16 protein-coding genes are annotated in these 18,271 nt (G+C 36.4%); 2 read left to right on the plus strand and 14 right to left on the minus strand.

Going from position 1 to position 18,271, the window contains the following annotated elements:
- The first annotated feature begins 55 nt into the window (after positions 1-55).
- Positions 56-220, plus strand: coding sequence for a hypothetical protein (locus G3O09_RS22105; protein WP_205439598.1), 165 nt, complete (start codon positions 56-58; stop codon positions 218-220).
- A 50-nt stretch (positions 221-270) separates the two neighbouring features.
- On the opposite strand, the gene G3O09_RS03510 is transcribed toward G3O09_RS22105, so the two are convergent.
- The 4 genes from G3O09_RS03510 to G3O09_RS03525 form a co-directional block, all read right to left on the minus strand.
- Positions 271-783: an MltG/YceG/YrrL family protein gene (locus G3O09_RS03510; protein ID WP_205439599.1), complete on the minus strand. Its 513-nt coding sequence runs from the start codon at positions 781-783 to the stop codon at positions 271-273.
- Positions 773-1,153 carry a hypothetical protein gene (locus G3O09_RS03515; protein ID WP_163100101.1) on the minus strand — a complete coding sequence of 127 codons (381 nt, stop codon included), beginning with the start codon at positions 1,151-1,153 and terminating at the stop codon, positions 773-775. The genes G3O09_RS03510 and G3O09_RS03515 overlap by 11 nt, the downstream gene beginning before the upstream one ends.
- Positions 1,154-1,483: 330 nt before the next feature.
- On the minus strand, positions 1,484-2,824 hold the full coding sequence (locus tag G3O09_RS03520; RefSeq protein WP_163100102.1) for an NAD(P)/FAD-dependent oxidoreductase: 1,341 nt from the start codon (positions 2,822-2,824) through the stop codon (positions 1,484-1,486).
- A 153-nt stretch (positions 2,825-2,977) separates the two neighbouring features.
- The gene (locus G3O09_RS03525) at positions 2,978-4,123 is read right to left on the minus strand and encodes an SMP-30/gluconolactonase/LRE family protein (RefSeq protein WP_163100103.1); all 1,146 of its coding nucleotides are present in this window, start codon (positions 4,121-4,123) and stop codon (positions 2,978-2,980) included.
- A gap of 168 nt (positions 4,124-4,291) precedes the next feature.
- Here G3O09_RS03525 and G3O09_RS03530 point away from each other — a divergent pair, with 168 nt between their 5' ends.
- Positions 4,292-5,023: a YwaF family protein gene (locus G3O09_RS03530; protein ID WP_163100104.1), complete on the plus strand. Its 732-nt coding sequence runs from the start codon at positions 4,292-4,294 to the stop codon at positions 5,021-5,023.
- 172 nt (positions 5,024-5,195) lie between these two features.
- Here G3O09_RS03530 and G3O09_RS03535 read toward each other — a convergent pair whose 3' ends face one another.
- The 10 genes from G3O09_RS03535 to G3O09_RS03580 form a co-directional block, all read right to left on the minus strand.
- On the minus strand, positions 5,196-5,450 hold the full coding sequence (locus G3O09_RS03535) for a GlsB/YeaQ/YmgE family stress response membrane protein (protein ID WP_163100105.1): 255 nt from the start codon (positions 5,448-5,450) through the stop codon (positions 5,196-5,198).
- A 393-nt stretch (positions 5,451-5,843) separates the two neighbouring features.
- Complete coding sequence (locus G3O09_RS03540; RefSeq protein WP_163100106.1) at positions 5,844-6,503, minus strand: YfjL-like protein; 660 nt, start codon at positions 6,501-6,503, stop codon at positions 5,844-5,846.
- Between the two features lie 289 nt (positions 6,504-6,792).
- Positions 6,793-6,945, minus strand: coding sequence for a GntR family transcriptional regulator (locus G3O09_RS03545; RefSeq protein ID WP_163100107.1), 153 nt, complete (start codon positions 6,943-6,945; stop codon positions 6,793-6,795).
- A 43-nt stretch (positions 6,946-6,988) separates the two neighbouring features.
- On the minus strand, positions 6,989-7,825 hold the full coding sequence (locus tag G3O09_RS03550; protein WP_205439600.1) for a carbohydrate ABC transporter permease: 837 nt from the start codon (positions 7,823-7,825) through the stop codon (positions 6,989-6,991).
- 35 nt (positions 7,826-7,860) lie between these two features.
- Positions 7,861-8,742, minus strand: a complete 882-nt coding sequence (locus tag G3O09_RS03555; protein WP_163100108.1) for a carbohydrate ABC transporter permease — start codon at positions 8,740-8,742, stop codon at positions 7,861-7,863.
- Positions 8,743-8,816: 74 nt separating this feature from the next.
- Entirely contained in the window at positions 8,817-10,112 is a 1,296-nt protein-coding gene (locus tag G3O09_RS03560; protein WP_163100109.1) for an ABC transporter substrate-binding protein, read from the minus strand.
- Positions 10,113-10,394: 282 nt separating this feature from the next.
- On the minus strand, positions 10,395-14,825 hold the full coding sequence (locus G3O09_RS03565; protein WP_163100110.1) for a discoidin domain-containing protein: 4,431 nt from the start codon (positions 14,823-14,825) through the stop codon (positions 10,395-10,397).
- Between the two features lie 676 nt (positions 14,826-15,501).
- Complete coding sequence (locus G3O09_RS03570) at positions 15,502-16,698, minus strand: CbiX/SirB N-terminal domain-containing protein (protein ID WP_163100111.1); 1,197 nt, start codon at positions 16,696-16,698, stop codon at positions 15,502-15,504.
- A gap of 20 nt (positions 16,699-16,718) precedes the next feature.
- A complete protein-coding gene (locus tag G3O09_RS03575) occupies positions 16,719-17,558 on the minus strand; it encodes a class I SAM-dependent methyltransferase (RefSeq protein ID WP_163100112.1) in 840 nt (279 codons plus the stop codon).
- Positions 17,559-17,731: 173 nt separating this feature from the next.
- Positions 17,732-18,268: a cob(I)yrinic acid a,c-diamide adenosyltransferase gene (locus tag G3O09_RS03580; RefSeq protein ID WP_163100113.1), complete on the minus strand. Its 537-nt coding sequence runs from the start codon at positions 18,266-18,268 to the stop codon at positions 17,732-17,734.
- Positions 18,269-18,271 lie beyond the last annotated feature (3 nt).

Here is an 18,271-nt window from a genome sequence, read left to right on the forward strand (position 1 = left end):
CTGTAAACAACATTTTCCACTTTCTACCTAAATAACAAAAATGGAGGTACCAATCATGGACAATAAAAAGAAGCCGCTTGTAAGTGAAGAGCAAATGACCATCGAAGCCAACTTAAACAACCTAGAGCCAGGTGATTCAGTCAACGAACATCGTGCATTAGAAACAGGAAATATTATTTTGGCTGGAGAAGAAATTAGACAACAGAATGAAAATCTATAAATAAGAATCCCCCAATAAATAATTGGGGGATTCTTTAATGGAAGTCAAATTTATTTTTTAACGAAGATCGTAGAGATGATTTGATCGTACGACATACTACTATTTACTTCAAATTTTCCAGGACGCAATTCTTTTTCTAACTTTCTTTTCTCTACATCTTTAGAGAACTTAAATGCATCCGGGACCAGTTTAGCATCCACTAGGATTTTACCTACATCGATACTCGTCATCCCCAAAGATACATTAACGATGACTTTTGTTACTGGCTTCGACTCTTCTTTTGAAGAACCTTGTTTTTCTTTTGAAGCAGTTGCATTTTCTTTAGAGGCCTTTGTTTCTTTGACCTTTTTGTCATATTCTGCTTTTGTTAATACGACATAGCCTGAAGATTCAAGTTTATTCTTCATTTCTTTATCAGAAAGCTGTACCTGTTCTGTTTTGTTGTCATCAGATGTTTTAGTAGATGCTTCTACATCGTTTTTTTCTGAGAAATAAGCAACGGCATTAATAGTTGTAGCAATAAGAAGTCCTGATGCAAAGCTGGTCAATAAGTTAATTCGCATTTGCAACTAGTCTCCTTTCATCCTTCATATTCTGGAATGGAGAAAGCAAGCGTGCAATTTCACTCTCTGATACCTGTTTTTTTGCTGCGATGCTTTCGATAGAATAATTGCGTTTATATAAATCTAGTATTTCACGCATGAAAAGTTTTTCATCAGAAGAAAGTTGAATCCCCGTTTCTTTCATCATTACTTCCATATCAAGATCAATATTTCGAATTGATTCCTGTAAGGAATTGATTTCTTTCATAATAGAAATATGTACCATATCGATTTCCTTTTGGTTTTCTTTTGACGCCTGAAAAGACTTCAAAAGTGAAATAGTCAGCAATGTTGCAGATATTAAAAACAACCCTGTTAAAGTCCAACCCATATATTCTAATTCCTCCTACTTGTAAATAGAAATTTCTATTTACATATTATACTACCAAAACATTAATTTTTCGTTCCTATTCACAAAAACACAGAATAAGTCGGATGTATTTGGCAAATTCAAGGGAAAAAGGAATGCATTTTCCTTATGTTTAGTTTTGATTCTTGTTTGTGAAACTATGAAAATGTACTCAATGATAAAAGCCATCTTAGGATAAAGTAGCCTTTCCGAAAAGCAGCCTTCTAACAAGTGAGGAAATCACAAAAATATAATAAATAAAATCAGGTACCGAGGAAGGACAAATGTCCCTACTAGGTACCTGATTTTTTATTATTTCGTATTTGATAAATAATCCCCTAAATAAACACCACTGGCCGCAGCCTGTGATAATGAATGTGTGACCCCAGAACAATCTCCAATTACATATAAACCTGGTATACTGGTTTGAAAATAATCGTCCGTTTCTATGATAGGTGAATAAAATTTTCCATCCATTCCATATAGAAGTGTATCTTCATCAATGGCTTCCCCGATAAACTCCTCCAAGTGATTCAAAAATTCTAGTAATATTTGAATATATAATTTTGGGATTTCCTTAGTGAGCTCGCCATAATCGGCTTCTAATGTAGGTTGAACACGATTCTTCATCATTTTTTCTTTGGTTGTAGGCTCTCTCCTTTTTAAATCCCCTAAACGTTGTACTACTATTCGGTCAGTACCTTGATTGATTTTTCCAATGACATTACTTGCATACATATTTGCTTCTTTAAGAGTAGAAAAATAAGCTGGTGTGAACAAAGTGAAATTCAAGTTTGAGGTTTCATTTTCCCGTTCTCGAAAATTTTGACCATCTGGCATGACTAACCCCTCTTGATATTTACGAATAATTCTTCCTTGAGGATTCATGCAATATGTAGTGGAAATAATATCTTCATGCGCATAAGAAAGCTTAGTTTCAAAGGTGTCCTGCAAGATGGAACGTAGCTGTTGCTCTTTCATTTCTACCCGAATACCCAGATCCAATCGGGTTTTGCCCTGTTTAACTCCAAGTCTAGAACACTGTATTTTTAACCACTCATTACCGGAACGACCTGTAGCAAATACCACATTATGAGATTGATAATTCGCCTGATTTGTATGGACAGTAAAAGCATTTTCATCTTTTATTATTTCCTGCACATCGACCTCGAATTTAATATCGATTTTACTAGACAACTCTTCATAAATACGTTGGAAAATCTTTGTTGAAAGTGAAGTACCTAGGTGCCTGACCTCGGTAGTTAACATCTGTAGATTGCAGGATTGTGCTTTCCTCACTAGTTCTGTATTTTCCGTAGAATATTTTGAAACAGTGGCTCCCCCGTAACGACATAATATATCATCAACCTCATCCATTAATTGTTGAAGATGTTCTCTACCAATCTTTTGTTCTAATTCACCGCCAAAGTCACTAGAATAATTAAATTTCCCTTCGGATTTACCTAAACCTGCAAAACCAAAGTATTTCCCGCATACATGACAATTGCAAGTTTCCCCTTGATCTAATGGGCAATTTCTATCTTCTAACGATTTTCCTTTTTCAAGAATCAATACCTTATGGTTTCTTTGAGCTAATGTATAAGCTAAAAAAATGCTACTTACCCCTGAGCCAATAATTATTATGTCATACATTCGATAACACCTTCTTAAATTCACTATCATTGTTTTTAACAATAAAACTATGAGAATGAAAAAGCAAGGCACGTCCCTGTGCCTTGCTGGTTTAAAAGTTTATTATTTACATAGGCATGCAGCTACTTATGAATAGATCAAATAAGATTAGAATCAAAAACCTAGATTATTCTTACTAATCCATCCTATTGAATTAGTCTTATTTAAATGGTGGAAGTATAGTTTACCGTCTGTTTCGGTTACACCAGTAATGTCAGTATAAAATCCATTGGGATCTTGTAAGTCAGCTAAAATATTTCCAGACTCATCAAATGCTACAGCATGAGAATATCCTTCTCCTTTAGGCAAAAGAAAATTAGGTAGTCTCATGGCTAATGAACGCATCCATGGTTTGTCTGAACTAAAATCTAAGAAATCGTTTCGAGGATGAACTAATCCAATCCAAATACGACCGTCTTGTCCTCTCATCAAATTATCTGGTAAACCTGGTAAATTATCGATTATTACCTGTGCATAGTCATTCGATTGATTTGCCCTTATATTTTCCACAGATAAATCAATCTTCCACACTCGATATTTTCCTGTTTCATTAAGGAATAAGTACTGTTCATCTTCACTAAGTGTAATTCCGTTTGCAAAGCATAAATCTTGCATAACTACACTGGTTTCGTTGGTAGTTGGATTATATTTCAATAGTCTCCCAGTACAGCTATTTCCTAATATGTCTAATTCTCCAGCCTTACCCACATCACCAATTTCATTTACGTTCAATCGCTCGGAGGCATCTGTAAAATATATCAAACCATTTTGTGCAACTACTACAGCATCTGCAAATAGAATAGGAATCCCATCCACCGAATCTGTTAATAATTCAAAATGGGCTTTATCTTCGAAATCAGTTACCCTCAGCAATCCACCATGCTCACCATACATCGGATCTGCAACAATCAATGCTCCTTCTGAATCAAAATCAAATCCAAGAGGACGGCCTTGTGTATTAACTATTACTTCAAGCTCTGAACCATCAGGGCGAACACGTATTATCTCTCCATTTCTCATTGCGGCATAAAGCCAATTCGAACGGTAAACAATGTGCTCAGGTTCCTGGTAATTACCAATTTTAATATACTTCATTCCTGCTAACCTAGTATTCTCTGTATGGGAACCAACGTATCCCGCTGATTGTGGAGCATTCCATTTAACTGGGTTTATTGGAACGGGAAAAATAGCTAAATAAAGGGTGATTATAAGGAGCAAAATGAAAACAAAAGCTAATATTCGTTTACCATATTTCTTCATTTACTCATTCCCCTCAATATACATGTTTATTGGTCTGTTTATGGCATTCCTTTTAATACTCATATTACCTCTCTAATGCACTTACTCCTGATAAATACGTGTTAGAAATTTTTTTAACGAATACAATGGTACAGAACAGCACATTTCATCAGGGTGGTGGATGACATTATGTTTTCTGTTACAGAAATGCGTGACTTCGAAATGTTTTCAATGACCCATATCCTTACTTTCATTATATTTTTAACAGCTTGTTTCTTTTTCGTGTATTACAGAAAAAAACTTAAACCGTATCAGTCTATCATTAAATGGACACTGTTTAGTATTTTACTTGCTTGTGAGATTACCCATCAAATTTGGGTAATTTTAAACGGCGTTTGGGAAGTTAATGATCTTCCTCTCCAGCTTTGTTCACTTAGCACGTTTTTAGCATTATTCTTATTCCTGAAAAACAGTAATAAAGTATTCAATTTGTTATTTTTCATTGGACTCATTCCAGCCATTTTAAGCATGGTCACTCCTGAAATTGCTTACCAATTCCCTCATTATCGATTTATTAAATATTTCCTTCATCATTCAGCTATCCCACTTTCCGTTTTATATTTTATTATCTTCGAAGGCTATAGAGTTCCTAGGAAAGCCGTGTTAACTAGTTATTTAACTTTGAATATAATTGCCGTGCCTATTTTCATCCTAAACAAGCTGCTTGGGACGAATTTTTTTTACTTAGCGAGTCCAACCGAAGCCAAAACCATTTTATCTTTTTTCGGAAACGGGATTATGTATTATATTAATCTTGAAATCGTCGCAATCATTGTGTTTATCATTACGTATATTCCAATGCAGATTTTACAGAAAAAGGAATTTAACCAAGAGGTCGCACAAATAAGTAAGGATGAATAGAAACTATTTTTCTGAATTATCTGTTTTTATTTCCTGGAAAATTCAAATGTGATAAGGACAATTAATGATTAATTAAAAAAGTCATATTCTACTATGTTTGAATGAATAATTCTAGTAGAATATGACCTTTTTATATTAAACCAATAAGAAACTTCAGGTAATAACCACAAAGTTAATCAACGATTTTGGCTAGAATTCCTACAACTATGACAACAATAATTGCACCAATAAGTGAAGGAATTAACGCGTAGCCAACGACTACGGGACCCCATGTCCCAAATAGCATTGGACCAATCCAAGTCCCAACAAAACCGGCTAATATAGATCCAGCCCAGCTTCCTGGCATACTAAAAGGTGTTAACTTTTCAGCTACAAACCCAAGTACCAGGACAATAATTACAGATAGAATAAATGTAGTAATACTCATCCCATAAACCCCTTTTTGCCAGTGTATGCATGTCCATTTGTTAGTGTTCATGGGTAAATAAGAATCCGAATACCTATTTAGGTTTACCAGATTAGTATTAAAAATCCAATAATAACTAAAGATCTTTATAGATAATCTTTAACACCGTCTAGAATATAATTTTAAATAATTATGGGCGATTTTCGAAACATACTAAGTAGAACCAAACTAAAAAAATCAGGCACTGTGTCTAGCACAATGGCTGATTTTTCATAACAGAAAAATATTTTAGTAGTATGACTACCTATTCCCCTCCATCCCCATAAACCTCTTCCCTAATATGGAAGCCATCCCTGATAATCATTTCACATTTCTCATATTGTATGTTGCGAACACCATCTGTAGTGAAAACTATCAGTTTTTCAAAATAACTTTCCCATTTACATAAAATCTGTAATTGATATCATTATCGCCATTTTTATTTTTCACAAGTATATCCAAGGAGAGTTGTTGTGGTGTACCTCTTAGTCCTTCGTTTATTTTTAGAGCCATTTCATCCATCAGTCTAATCGTTTCATCATTAGAGAGTCCAGTATCTTTCCATGTTACAGTTGCCATGAAATAATTTTTTTCTAATCTTGTCATAGGATCTGTAGTGAAAAAATCAAACTGAACACCTGCAACTTCTATATGATGCTCCTCCTCGGCCACCACTGTAAATTTGAGCCCTGGATAATCTTTTTTAATAATGTTATGCATTTTAGATTCTAATTCCTTTGATGCTAAATAGGCACCATATGCATCGTACATGGTTAGTTCATATTTAGAGGTTTCAATGATAGCATCTTTATCGCCCTTTGGCCCCAACCTGATGTTATAATCTGGAATTAAAAAATTATAGTCTGCGGAATAAACGATGAACTCCTTTTTGTATTTATCTTCGAAATAAGTTAAAACCTCTTTTTTAGCATTCTTTTTGTCAATGGGATTTCCATAAAATCCTTTAAATAAATAGGCAATTACAATAACGATAGTAAACGATATGATCATGATAATTATTTTCTTTACTTTCATTAATATCACCACCATTTACCAATTTTATTGTTAATATAGGATATCTTTCTAGAGAAGTACCCCATTATATGATAACTGAGATTATTAATATAACAGCCTTAAAGTATGATTACGTCGATAATTTAATACAAAATATTTATAAACTATATTTATCATTAGATACAAGAAAAGAAAAAGGCAACATCTCCTGACGAGTTTGTTGCCTTTTTCTATAATTCTTTAATAAATGCTCTGTAATCAACCTTGGGTTTTTAGTTTCAGACTATTAATCTATGCAACTCTATATACTTCAAAAATTCTGGTATGTAAATTGTTCGCTTAATTGGTGTTCAGAGGGGATTTTATCACCGGGTGTCCAAACATTATTGGCTATCTTTCCAATGATGAACTCGTTTAATTGGTAATAAAGTGTTACGAAACTAGTTGAATCTAACTTTTTCATGGCAATCCCCTTCATACATTTTTAAAAAATAATTCGCCACATCCTATTTTCCGCTTCCAGCCGTCATTCCTGCGATAATCTTATCTGACAACCATAAATAGAAAATAAGGATTGGAAAGATGATAATCACGACTCCCGCAAATAGACTTACCCAATCGGAATTATATTGCATCGATTGATAAAACTGGTATAAACCAACAGACAATGTATATTTCTCATTGACATTCATATATGCTTTTGCGAGTAAAAACTCATTCCATAATCCCACGGCATTTAAAATCGTAACGGTGACTAATCCAGGACGGGCCATAGGAAGCATAACCTTCCAAAAAATCGTATTTTCACTCGCCCCATCAATTATCGCTGCTTCCTCGACATCTGAAGGCAAACTTTGAAAAAATCCGGTTAGGATAAATATTGTAAATGGAAGAGACAAGGCAATATAAACAATGATTAGGCCAATAAATGAATTAAGTAACCCAATTTTAATTAACAATAAATAAATCGGAATCAATACAGCCTGATAAGGGATCCCAATACCAATAACAAAGGCATTTGTTAGAAACTCTCTGCCAATAAAGTGATATCTTGACAGAACGTAAGCGGCTGGCGCACTCACCAAAACGATACCAAGGACACTAATGGTCACTACTATTAAACTATTAAAAAAATATGAGGCAAGATCAGACTGTACCCAAGCAGTATAATAATTGCTCCATTGAAATGAGTCAGGGAGGCTCCAAAAACCTTCAAATAGTTCACGATTTGTTTTAAGGGAAGCTAATACAATCCAACCTACAATAAATAAAATAAATAACGTCCATACATATAAAAATGTTTTTCCAAGTGCTGACCACACACTATGTCCGTTTAAATTCAATTTGTTTTGCCCCTTTCCGTTGAGCCGTAACAACTCTATAACTCATAAACTTCACGTTTAAATAACTTTCTTCCAGTAATAACAAACAATAAGACAACAAAAATCATAGTCACAGCAATGGCACTTGAATACCCTAGTTGATAAATAGGCGTTCGCTGCCCGAATCCAAGAATGAATTGATACATGGCAGTATTCCACATCCTTGATGGAGGCTCCGCACCTCCAAAGGCAAACAAGAAGTCAAATAATCGAATGGCATTGATTCCCCATAGGATAATCGCAATGGACATAACATCCCATATTAATGGAAGCGTAATTTTCATGAAAATAGTAAGCGTGGATGCACCCTCCACTCTAGCCGATTCAAAAATGGTGTTCGGAATTTTATCTACTCCGGCTAAAAGAATGATGGCGTAAAAACCAGTGCTATACCAAATAATGGCGATTACTGCTGACATCATAATGTTGTTCGGTCCGGTCCAGTTAACCGGCTCAAGTCCAATAGAAGTTAAAATGGAATTGAAAAAACCAATATCATAGCGGTATAAATAATTCCAAACGACCGCTAATGCAATAGGTGCAATGATTTGCGGAAAAAAGATGATAGCACGGATGGCCTTTTTTGCTGTTACCCCTTGGCTCATCAGTGAGGTAAAAATAAATCCAATCAGAAAAACAAATAAGCCCCCAACAAATAAAATAAGGATCATATTTAAAAATGACTGCCAATATATGGGGTCAACCACTATATTCCCATAGTTTTTCAATCCCACAAATTTCATATTCTCAGTAAAGCCGCTCCACTCATGAAAGCTGATCCAGACTCCGTAGATGGCAGGACCTATAAAAAAGATGAGATATAAGCTCATTGCTGGCAGCAGGTAAGGTAATGTCAGTTTTTTCATCCCTGGTTTCATATTTCCCCTCCTCTTCAAAACTAGCTATTTTAAGAAAGCAGGAGAATATTTACTCCTCCTGCTTTCTTAAAAATTTATTTTTTACTCCAGTAATCCTTTGTTTGCTCTTGCAGCTGCTGAACAAATTCTTCAGCATCCAATTCACCGAAAATTAATTTATCATCAAGGGGTAAGAATACAGTTTTCCACCAGTCCGGATATTCAGCCTGCAAACCATCGTATTCCTTATGGTAGGATGAGGCGTTGACAACAATGTCTCTAAAATTAGCAAGTGATTCAGGTGCTTCTAAATCTTTTCTTGTACTAATATTTTTTGTATCTTTTACAATGCCTTCTTGGTAATTTTTCTGCATGGCAAAGGCTAAGAAGTCTTGAACGGCTTTTTTGTCGGCCCCCTTAGGTGCAACCCATCCGATTAAATAAAGTTCTGCTTGGTCGGTACCGCCTTTTCCACCTTCAACTTTAGGAAAAGGAAACGCTTTGTATTTGAAATCCTTGGATGAATATTCAGCCGTTTCACTTGACAGCCAGCTTCCTACTAAAATCATCGCAGATTTGCCACTTGCCCAAGCAGTTTGTGCTGCAGGGTACTGACTTCCTTTATAACCGTCTGCAAAGAATTTGTTGTCAACAAGCTCTTGTACCTTTTTCGCTGCTTCCAAATATTCTGGCTGGGACCACGTTTCACCTGTCTTATCCCCAGCAGCCTTTAGTAGAGCACCCGGGCCCATCAAACGTTCTACTAACCAGTAATAATAATAAGCATTGTAAAAATCGATATTGCCATCCTGGGCAAGTGGGGCTAAACCTTCACTCTGGAACTTCTTATTTAGCTCAACAAACTCTTCCCAAGTGCCCGGGGGTTCAACTCCATATTTATTGAAAAGGGTTTCATTGTAGTGAAAGCCGGAGCTGATAATTTCATATGGAATAAAGTAAGTATTGCCATCCTTTTGATAGAATGGAAGAATGTTATCTATAAATACATCTTGAAAGGCGGTTCCTTCATTTGGAATTTTCTTAGAGAGTAAGTCATTTAAAGGTTCTACTAACTTGTTATTAATTAATGCTCCTTCCACCTCTGCCCCTGATTGCTCTGTAAGGTCTGGAGCATCTCCACTTAACGCCGCATTTCTTACCTTCGACATGACTTCACGGCCCATCCATTGTACATCCACTTCGACATTTGGATTTGCATCCTCAAATTCATCAATGATCTTTTGGATGACAACCTGTTGCGGTTCCCCTTTGTTCCACATAGACCAGTACTTGATTGTGGTTTTGCCTGAAGAAGTTTTACTGCTACAAGCTGAAAGTAATAAAACAGCCACCAACAGGATTGAAATCACACTGCAAATCTTTTTTCCCACTTCATTTCCCCCTCTTTTAAATAAAATGCTGATTATTCTTACAATTTCAATATATATCACACGGGTTGATGGGTCAACGGAACATTTAAAAAGAGAAAAGAAATCATTCTCTAAAAGATTTCTTTTCTCTAAGTGAACCCTTTGCTACTACAGTTTCTAAGCCCGCACTATCGATGACATTCTGGGAAAGTATTTTGAACTTAAGTTACTGCCAAATGGGAGTGTAAGGCTCACCACTGGGGCAGTAGATAAGAACATCGAATGCATCTTTTTCCTATTTCTTTATTTAGCTATATAAGCAGGATTCTTTGCAAAAACTTCTACCTCTGCAACAGACAACATAAGCGGCCCACTGTGTGATTCCTCAAAGTTAATCGATAATTTTGTAACTTTAGTTCCAATCGGTATAGCAGCCTCTGCTAGATCGAAAGCTACTGATTTATCGTCAAATTTAACACTTTTTGCACCTAAATCATACTCTTTCCCAGATTCAGTATATACTTTGGCACTTAGTATTTTAATTTTGCCGTTCGTATATTGCGGGCGATTATAAACGATAAATTTAGTCAATTCTTGTGGTTTAGTAAAATTAAAATCAACGGGTAACGGTAGTGAAATCCCTTCATTTCCAGTGAGACTCCATTTCAATTCCGCCAATGAACTTTCACTTATCTCACCGTCAATCAGCTTGGCAAAAGCTGCTGCACCATCCTGCATCTTTTCCCCTTCACCAGTAACCGTCATATCTTTATCCGATAATTGTAGTTCCTTAGGCTCTTGTGGCTGTTCTACCTCTCCAGGTTCTTGGCCAGGCTTTAAAACCTCTCCTATTTTATCAATAGTGTCAAAGGCTGTATTAATCAGTAAGGACCTAGTTATCGGCATATCAAATTGAAGATCTTTCCTAGCCTTTAACTTAATCGTAGCTAATGTCTTCGTACCTTCTAATGTATTTTGTGTTCCCTTATTGGAAAATGCAGCCATAATTCTTTGTTCAGGTTTTCCAATACCCGCAAGTAAAGAATAATTCAACATATTAGCAGTTTCATTGGAAGCTGAAACAATATTTTCACCGCAAGTTCCGTCAGGCTTACACTCTTTTACTAATTCATATTTGTTAGGGTCTAGCTTTAATTCTAAGTTGAATGCATTAATATCCTTTAAACCTGCCCCGATTATTTCTACTAAAAATTCATCCCCTGCATTTAACTCCTGCTTACTAGGTCTAATATCCAATAATCCGACAACCGGTTTGCCTGTTGCTTGAAGTGGGTTTTGACCCAATTGTGATGCTACGTACATTAAATCGTATGCGTCTATTACACCATTGAAATTAATATCCACCTTTGAAACCTGTTCCCAAGCTTCAGTTTGATCGACACCCATATAGCTGGCAAAGAAGAGCAGGTCATCTTCATCAATGACTCCGTTCGGTATATTCTCACCAACAACCATTCCTTCAGTTTTATCCTTTTTGAATGGTCTGAATTCCATTGCACTTCCAAAGCCACCTACAGAGTTTGTAATGGTCAACTTAATATACCTTGCTGTAATATTTTCCTGAAAATCAATGACTTTCGTTTCGTCATTTCTCTCAAATGTTCCATCAGTGATGACATTTTTATAAGTTTTCCCATCTAAACTTACGTCTAAATTGTATTTTAATATCGTACCATTCCCTGCATTTGGTCTTGGAATATACTCAAGCTTATCTAATTCATAAGCTAATTTCATATCAATCTCAAAAGTATGTGGTAGTTTATTACCCTCCTCTCCCCATTTGGTATGCCACATTGTTCCATCCTTTCCATCGACAGCTAGAGATGCTTCTTCCCCTGGTTGTTCACTATCTGCTTTTGCCGTCATATCCTTAGGGACATTTCTGTATCGGTCAACCTTCGTTCTTATTTTGATCTCATCACTCCAGCCTGATGATCCTTTTGTATTCGTTGCTCTTATTCGATAAGAATATTCTATATCAGATGTTAAACCTGTATGGAGATAGAATGGTGCTTGTTGACTATCACTTGCCTTAAACACATTTGTATGAACAATACCATCAATCATTAAATCAAATGTTGAATTCGAACCATCAACCTTATCCCAATTTAATTTAATATCTCGATCTGTAATGTTGGCGTCATCAGCTATTAGCCCTGATGGAATCGTTGGTACTTCTTTATCTATTACATCCTTCGTTTGAGTATTATCGAATCCATCTACTGTAAAAGTTACTTTATTTTTCGTGATATCTGTTTTCTCTACCTTAATATAAAGCTTTGGTGATGTAATAATGTCAGTCTTTTCAAATGGTGACCCTTTTGTAGAATATTTGTTCAGGTTTGGATGTTCATTATAAAAATACACGTTTTCTGAGTTTTTATATTCCTCTTCATTCGTAACTTTTCTTAATGGAACATCTTTATTTCCAACCTTAACCGTTATATCCCTTGGATTTACACGTGTATTAACAATCACTTCTGTGGCCCTGTCTTTAACCATACCTTTATAGCCTTTTCCTTTTGCGGTATCAACAGTTATCACAGCTTTTTCCTTGATTACCTTTGAAGTGACCTTCGTTGTTGTATTTTTCTTTTCCTTATACTCAACAGTTTTACCATCATCTTCATATAGAGTAAACTCTGTTTTTCCCGATGGATAAACATCAAATATTCTATTTTCAGAACCATTTAATTCATTAATAGAATTATTTTCTGGTGCCATCGGAATAATTGCACCATCCTTAACAAATACAGGGGTTTTCCATAGTGGAGCGCTAAAATTATGAAGAACCGAACCTCCCTGATATTGCTCACCTGTAAAATAGTCAATCCAAATTTGATTTTTATCTGGAAGATAAATATCGTTCCTTACTTCAGCTACATTGGAGTTTCCATCATATATTGGTGCTACTAATAGATTGGGCCCCCACATATATTGATATTGTGTTTGAGTCCCGTACGTATATGGATCATTTGGATATTCTAACATCATTCCTCTAACCATTGGCATGGATTTTGATGTAGATTCCTCAGCAATCGTGTAGTTATAAGGCATCATTTGTGACTTTAATTTTAAATACATCCTATTAATCGATGTATAAGGTTCACCATAATTCCATGGATTTTTAGACTTACTGTAATCATTGCCTCCTGATGCCCAGCCGTCCATATCGATTTGGATAGGCGTAAATGCCTTCCATTGGAAATCACGTGTCTGTACTTTTGGATCTCCGCCAAATATACCATCCATATCTGAGCCAACGTTTGGATTTCCTGATAAGCCTGCGCCAATGTAAGTAGGGATATGCATTCTTATGTACTCCCAATTACCGCCATATTGGTCACCTGACCATAATGTTGCATAACGCTGAGTACCAGCCCACCCATCTAGCGAAATTACAAATGGACGTGCACCACTTGAATTATCACCTTTTTGAATTCCTTCTGCTGCTTGGCGTGTGGCATTTAATGCCATGGAATATCCTTGCCAAACCCATGCAACATCCGTCTTTATTGCTCTTACACCAGCTTTAACTTCACCGTCAAGGTCTCTGCGTAAAGGGCTATCTTCAGGTAAATTAGGATCTGGATAAAGATTACTTTGTGTCCATAAACCTACCTCTACTTTATGGTCATTTGCTTTATCAACAAATTGCTCCAAATTATCCAATCCGCCATACCCGCATCCATAGCCATCATTTGGTAAAATCCATCCTAGAGGCATATCGTTCTCTGCGTATTGATCTATTGTATTTAATCCATTAGTTAGGAGTGTTCGTTGGTCCTTATGACCATTATGAGTTCCATTAAAACAATCAGCATGCCCTAAATAGAAACCAGATTTTGGCATAAGGGCCGGTTTCCCGGTTAATTCTGTATATTCGTTAATGATGTTTGGAATGGAATCATTTACATAATAATAAGCGTCAAATCTGTCTTCATCGTGAGTAAAGGTAGACGTTTTGGTAAAATCATAAACACCCGGCTTAAAAGTATTTCGCATGACTCCGTAGCCTTCAGTGCTTATATAGAAAGGGACTGGGCTTGATGCAGCTCCTGCATCCCAACCTCCCCCGACTGCAATATTTATGGAATTATTCTTATGGGCATAAAATCCATTCTGTTGACCTCCACCATAAAAATATTCACTTTCTTTTGTTTCAAGGGTTTGAACAGTACTTCCGCTCGAATGTTTTAGCGGTTCACTTTCACTCCAAAGAATCTTTGCTCTTTTTTTATCGTACAGGCTCATCTTTGAAGTAGCTTTATCTACTCTTAACTCTAAAGCATTAGTAGATATTTTATAGAAATTGTTATCTCTTTCATCGACCTCAATGTTAATTGCTCCATATTGCTTTTTGTAATCGCTAACATTTTTGTCGATAATTTTCGTCTCATGCTCAGGTTTGTTGGGGGTTGGATATTCTTCAAAAACACCCTTTGGGTCCAAATGCAATCGAAAAACATTGTTTTTGAGAAAGGTAATTTTTATTTTTTCTCCTGTTTCTAAGTCCAAGTAAACGTTATTTTCCTCTTTCGTAAGCTTAATTACTTTACCAATAGTTTTATAGGTTTGATTAGTCGAAACATTGTTTATTGAGGAACCGTTTTCAGTTGCAGCAGCAGATGATGTTGGAAGCATCGAAAGTAACATTCCCGCTAATAAGCACAAGCTTACTAGTTTTTTTAACCTCGATTGACGTCTAAGCATATTCCACCTCCGAATGTAATTATGGTTTACGAAAATTTATCGTTTTTTGACTTGCAAAAAAACTTCACCATCCCTTCGGTTTTTTTTATATATTTATAGTTTTAAATATATAAGCGTAATGGAGTAAGAGCTTTCAAGATCTTAATTTTTGGTTTTTTGAATGTGAAATGATATTTGGTATACTGGCAGATAACGTAAAATCTATTAATGAAATGGAATATGGGTTTGAGGAAGGATGGAAGATGAATGATAAGTAATGTATTGTCTTTACCAGTCTAGTACTTTGTTATCTTTTTCATTGTAGTGCCCATGCTTTCTACAAGGTGGCTTCTTCAGTTATTATTTCAAATGTTGTTATTTTCCCGGGTTATCGGTCTGAATTTTGTAAATTTTCTAACATTTTAATTATATACAAATCGGGTTGATGGGTCAACCCGTTTGCAAAAAAATACAAAAGTTATACCTCCTATCAGAACAGAAAAAACATACCATGCAGCCATAGTCGACTGCATGGTATGTTTAAGTATGGATGGGTGACTTGTTTAGCCAGAATATATACTGTGATTAAATAATGAGTAACACCAATACTTACTAATTCATCAATCTCGTATGTGATCCATGATTGCCAAAAGACCATAAAGTAAAACCGGGCTATAAAACCAAAACCTGTTGTCCTTTAATGATGATGGTGATGTTCATACCCATGTTCTACCGCATATTTACGGAAATTTTCTAAATCTTGCATTCCAGTCGAAGTACCGTTTAATGCCTGATTCATACGTTCTAACAGGACCGTTCTTAACTTTGGATGATAGCCAAAATATTCTGCAATATCAATGGATACATGCGGATAAGACTCCTTAAACTGTTCCGCCATTGTATTCATTCTTTCCATTAAAATTCCCGTAAATAAAAAATACGGCAGCATAATGATTTTTTTTGCACCTAATTTAATACAGCGTTCCATCCCGTCCTGTACAGTTGGCGTCGTTACCCCCATAAAGGCACTTTCAACTATTGATACATTTAATTTTTCCCATAATAATCTGCTGATTTTATAAAAATCACCATTAGCATATGGATCGCTGCCACCTCGTCCAATTAATAAAATAGCCGTATCCTCATGCTTTTGATTCACATCAAAACCAGTTTCAGCAAGTCTTGTTTTTAAAATTTCCAAAACTTCCTCATGAACACCTATCGTTTGGCCATAGGTAAATTGGACATCTGGGAAATGCTCTTTAGCATGTTCGATTTCTGCAGGAATGTGCAGTTTTGAGTGTCCTGCATGTAATAATATGATGGGAATTACATGGATTTCATCTGCACCTTTTTCAATACACAGCTGAATCCCATCTTCAATATTTGGTGATGCAAATTCTAAAAAACAGGTTTCTACTAAAAGGGCTGGATCGATGTATTCTTTCATTTGCGCAACAAATTCGAGAACTTCTGTATTCCCTGCCTCCAGCCTGCTGCCATGTCCAACAAATAATACAGCTTTTTTCATCGGTCCTTTACCTTTCTTGTATTTATCAATTCCTTTAATGCGGTTTTCGGAGCGTTTCCTCTCACCATGCTCCATTGAATAAATGATCGCATCTTCTTCAACTGCTTCATGAACAATATCACGTGCGGTTTCTTCATGTTGAACTGAATACCATGTCCCTTTTGGGTAATCAATTACGACGCATTTATCTTTACAGCGGCCGTTACAGCGTGTACGCGATGTATGAATATGTTCATCTAAACGGTTTTTACGGATCTCATCCCGGATTTGCTGAGTGACGTCTTCAGCTCCTGCTCCCATACAGGTTGCCCCATTGCAAATGAGTAAGTGACGTTGCATTTGCGTTAAATTCCAAGTTGTCATAAAATAACCTCCCCCAAAACTTAGTCATGTAACTTCCGAGGCTCCCAGCTAATGATCGCAGCATAGAATGGATGACGGTACACGTACTTGCCATCCTCCATTGTAATAAAGCGTTCGAGCGATGTTTTCAAATGGGCAATTTCAATCTGTGGAGATAAGATTTTTTTACTTTGTGCTGTATATAGTTGTTCTAATGTATCATAACGATATATCCGCTCTAGTTTGAGCATTTCACAATCTGCATAAATCCCTAACTGATACAGGATATTGACGATCATAATATAATCTCGGCGCGGATATTTAATTTCATAGCCAAACTGCTCATCCAAAATGACGTAATGCGGCTGAATGGGCCCTGTGGTTAACCCGATAATGACACGCTTTTTGGCTAATGCATTCATTTTCTTCAGCGCTTCATTCATTTCATACAAACGATAAAAGCAGTTCACGCCAATTACAACATCATGTGGCTCAATTTGTGCTTCTTCCCATTTACTATGAACGAACTGCACAGGTGCATCGTTTTCAAAGTATTGTTGTAAATATGCAAGCACACTTTCTGAACCATCCACTAACGTTAAACTTCTGACATCTTTGCTAAGTGGGAATGTATAGTTGCCCCATCCCGGCCCAATTTCGATACAGCTTGAATTTCGCGGGATATGCTGTTTCACTTTTTCGTAAATTTCTTTCGCGTAGTCATCTGTCTGTTTGTATGTCTTTTTCTTCATGGACTGCGCCCAAAATGCTTCTTCTAGATCATCATCAACCATTCGTTCCGGCATTTTGCCATGCCAATCCAACATGCCTTCCTTCCAGAGCTTTTCAAAATCAAGTTGCAAAGGTGATTCTTTTATCATTGAATTTTCTCCTCAATTTCGACAACATTTACCCACTTCGGGCATTACTTGCTCAAAACTCTGTTCACGACGAGACACAGGATCTTTTTGCATAGTGTTTACCATGTTAAACCAAATCCGATACCCTACCCCCTATAATTTCAGGTAAAATGGGATTCATCCGTCCAGGCTGCTTAAAACTCAAGACCCTTCATCGCTTTGACATCCTGATCAGCATAATAATGTTTTGTTGCATCAATGGTTGACACTAAATCGGCTAAAGCGAGAAGAGATGGATGTGCAGAGCGGCCTGTAATGACCAAGTGCATCGTTTGGGGACGGTTTTGTATGGCCTCTAACACCTCTGGTAATGGCAATACATCGTCGATAGGAAAACGTGTGATGGCTAATGCATTATTCAGTTCATCCAGTACTAATAGGTCTGTTGTTTCGTCTTTTAGCTCTTCTTTTACAATCTGCCAGGCTTTCGCAAGTGCTTCGCGATGCTCCTCCGGTGTTTTGGTCCAAGTAAAACCGACACCTAATTGAACTGTTTCAACCCCAAGTTTTCGCAGGGCAATTTGTTCACCATATGTACGGTCAGGTGATTTAATAAATTGAAAGTATTTCACCTTCATGCCGCGGCCAATTGCGCGTAATGCGACACCCAGTGAAGCGGTTGTTTTTCCTTTGCCTTCGCCTGTATAAACTAACAGCATCCCCTGTGCCATGTA

Source organism: Peribacillus alkalitolerans, from assembly GCF_010882125.1.
GTDB lineage: Bacteria > Bacillota > Bacilli > Bacillales > DSM-1321 > Bacillus_BN > Bacillus_BN alkalitolerans.

What these genes read in the sequence shown, in the direction of transcription:
- G3O09_RS22105 (WP_205439598.1), top strand. Translation starts at nt 56, where the DNA reads ATGGACAATAAAAAGAAGCCGCTTGTAAGTGAAGAGCAAATGACCATC.
- G3O09_RS03510 (WP_205439599.1), bottom strand. Translation starts at nt 783, where the DNA reads ATGCGAATTAACTTATTGACCAGCTTTGCATCAGGACTTCTTATTGCT.
- G3O09_RS03515 (WP_163100101.1), bottom strand. Translation starts at nt 1,153, where the DNA reads ATGGGTTGGACTTTAACAGGGTTGTTTTTAATATCTGCAACATTGCTG.
- G3O09_RS03520 (WP_163100102.1), bottom strand. Translation starts at nt 2,824, where the DNA reads ATGTATGACATAATAATTATTGGCTCAGGGGTAAGTAGCATTTTTTTA.
- G3O09_RS03525 (WP_163100103.1), bottom strand. Translation starts at nt 4,123, where the DNA reads ATGAAGAAATATGGTAAACGAATATTAGCTTTTGTTTTCATTTTGCTC.
- G3O09_RS03530 (WP_163100104.1), top strand. Translation starts at nt 4,292, where the DNA reads ATGTTTTCTGTTACAGAAATGCGTGACTTCGAAATGTTTTCAATGACC.
- G3O09_RS03535 (WP_163100105.1), bottom strand. Translation starts at nt 5,450, where the DNA reads ATGAGTATTACTACATTTATTCTATCTGTAATTATTGTCCTGGTACTT.
- G3O09_RS03540 (WP_163100106.1), bottom strand. Translation starts at nt 6,503, where the DNA reads ATGAAAGTAAAGAAAATAATTATCATGATCATATCGTTTACTATCGTT.
- G3O09_RS03545 (WP_163100107.1), bottom strand. Translation starts at nt 6,945, where the DNA reads ATGAAAAAGTTAGATTCAACTAGTTTCGTAACACTTTATTACCAATTA.
- G3O09_RS03555 (WP_163100108.1), bottom strand. Translation starts at nt 8,742, where the DNA reads ATGAAACCAGGGATGAAAAAACTGACATTACCTTACCTGCTGCCAGCA.
- G3O09_RS03565 (WP_163100110.1), bottom strand. Translation starts at nt 14,825, where the DNA reads ATGCTTAGACGTCAATCGAGGTTAAAAAAACTAGTAAGCTTGTGCTTA.
- G3O09_RS03570 (WP_163100111.1), bottom strand. Translation starts at nt 16,698, where the DNA reads ATGACAACTTGGAATTTAACGCAAATGCAACGTCACTTACTCATTTGC.
- G3O09_RS03575 (WP_163100112.1), bottom strand. Translation starts at nt 17,558, where the DNA reads ATGATAAAAGAATCACCTTTGCAACTTGATTTTGAAAAGCTCTGGAAG.
- G3O09_RS03580 (WP_163100113.1), bottom strand. Translation starts at nt 18,268, where the DNA reads ATGGCACAGGGGATGCTGTTAGTTTATACAGGCGAAGGCAAAGGAAAA.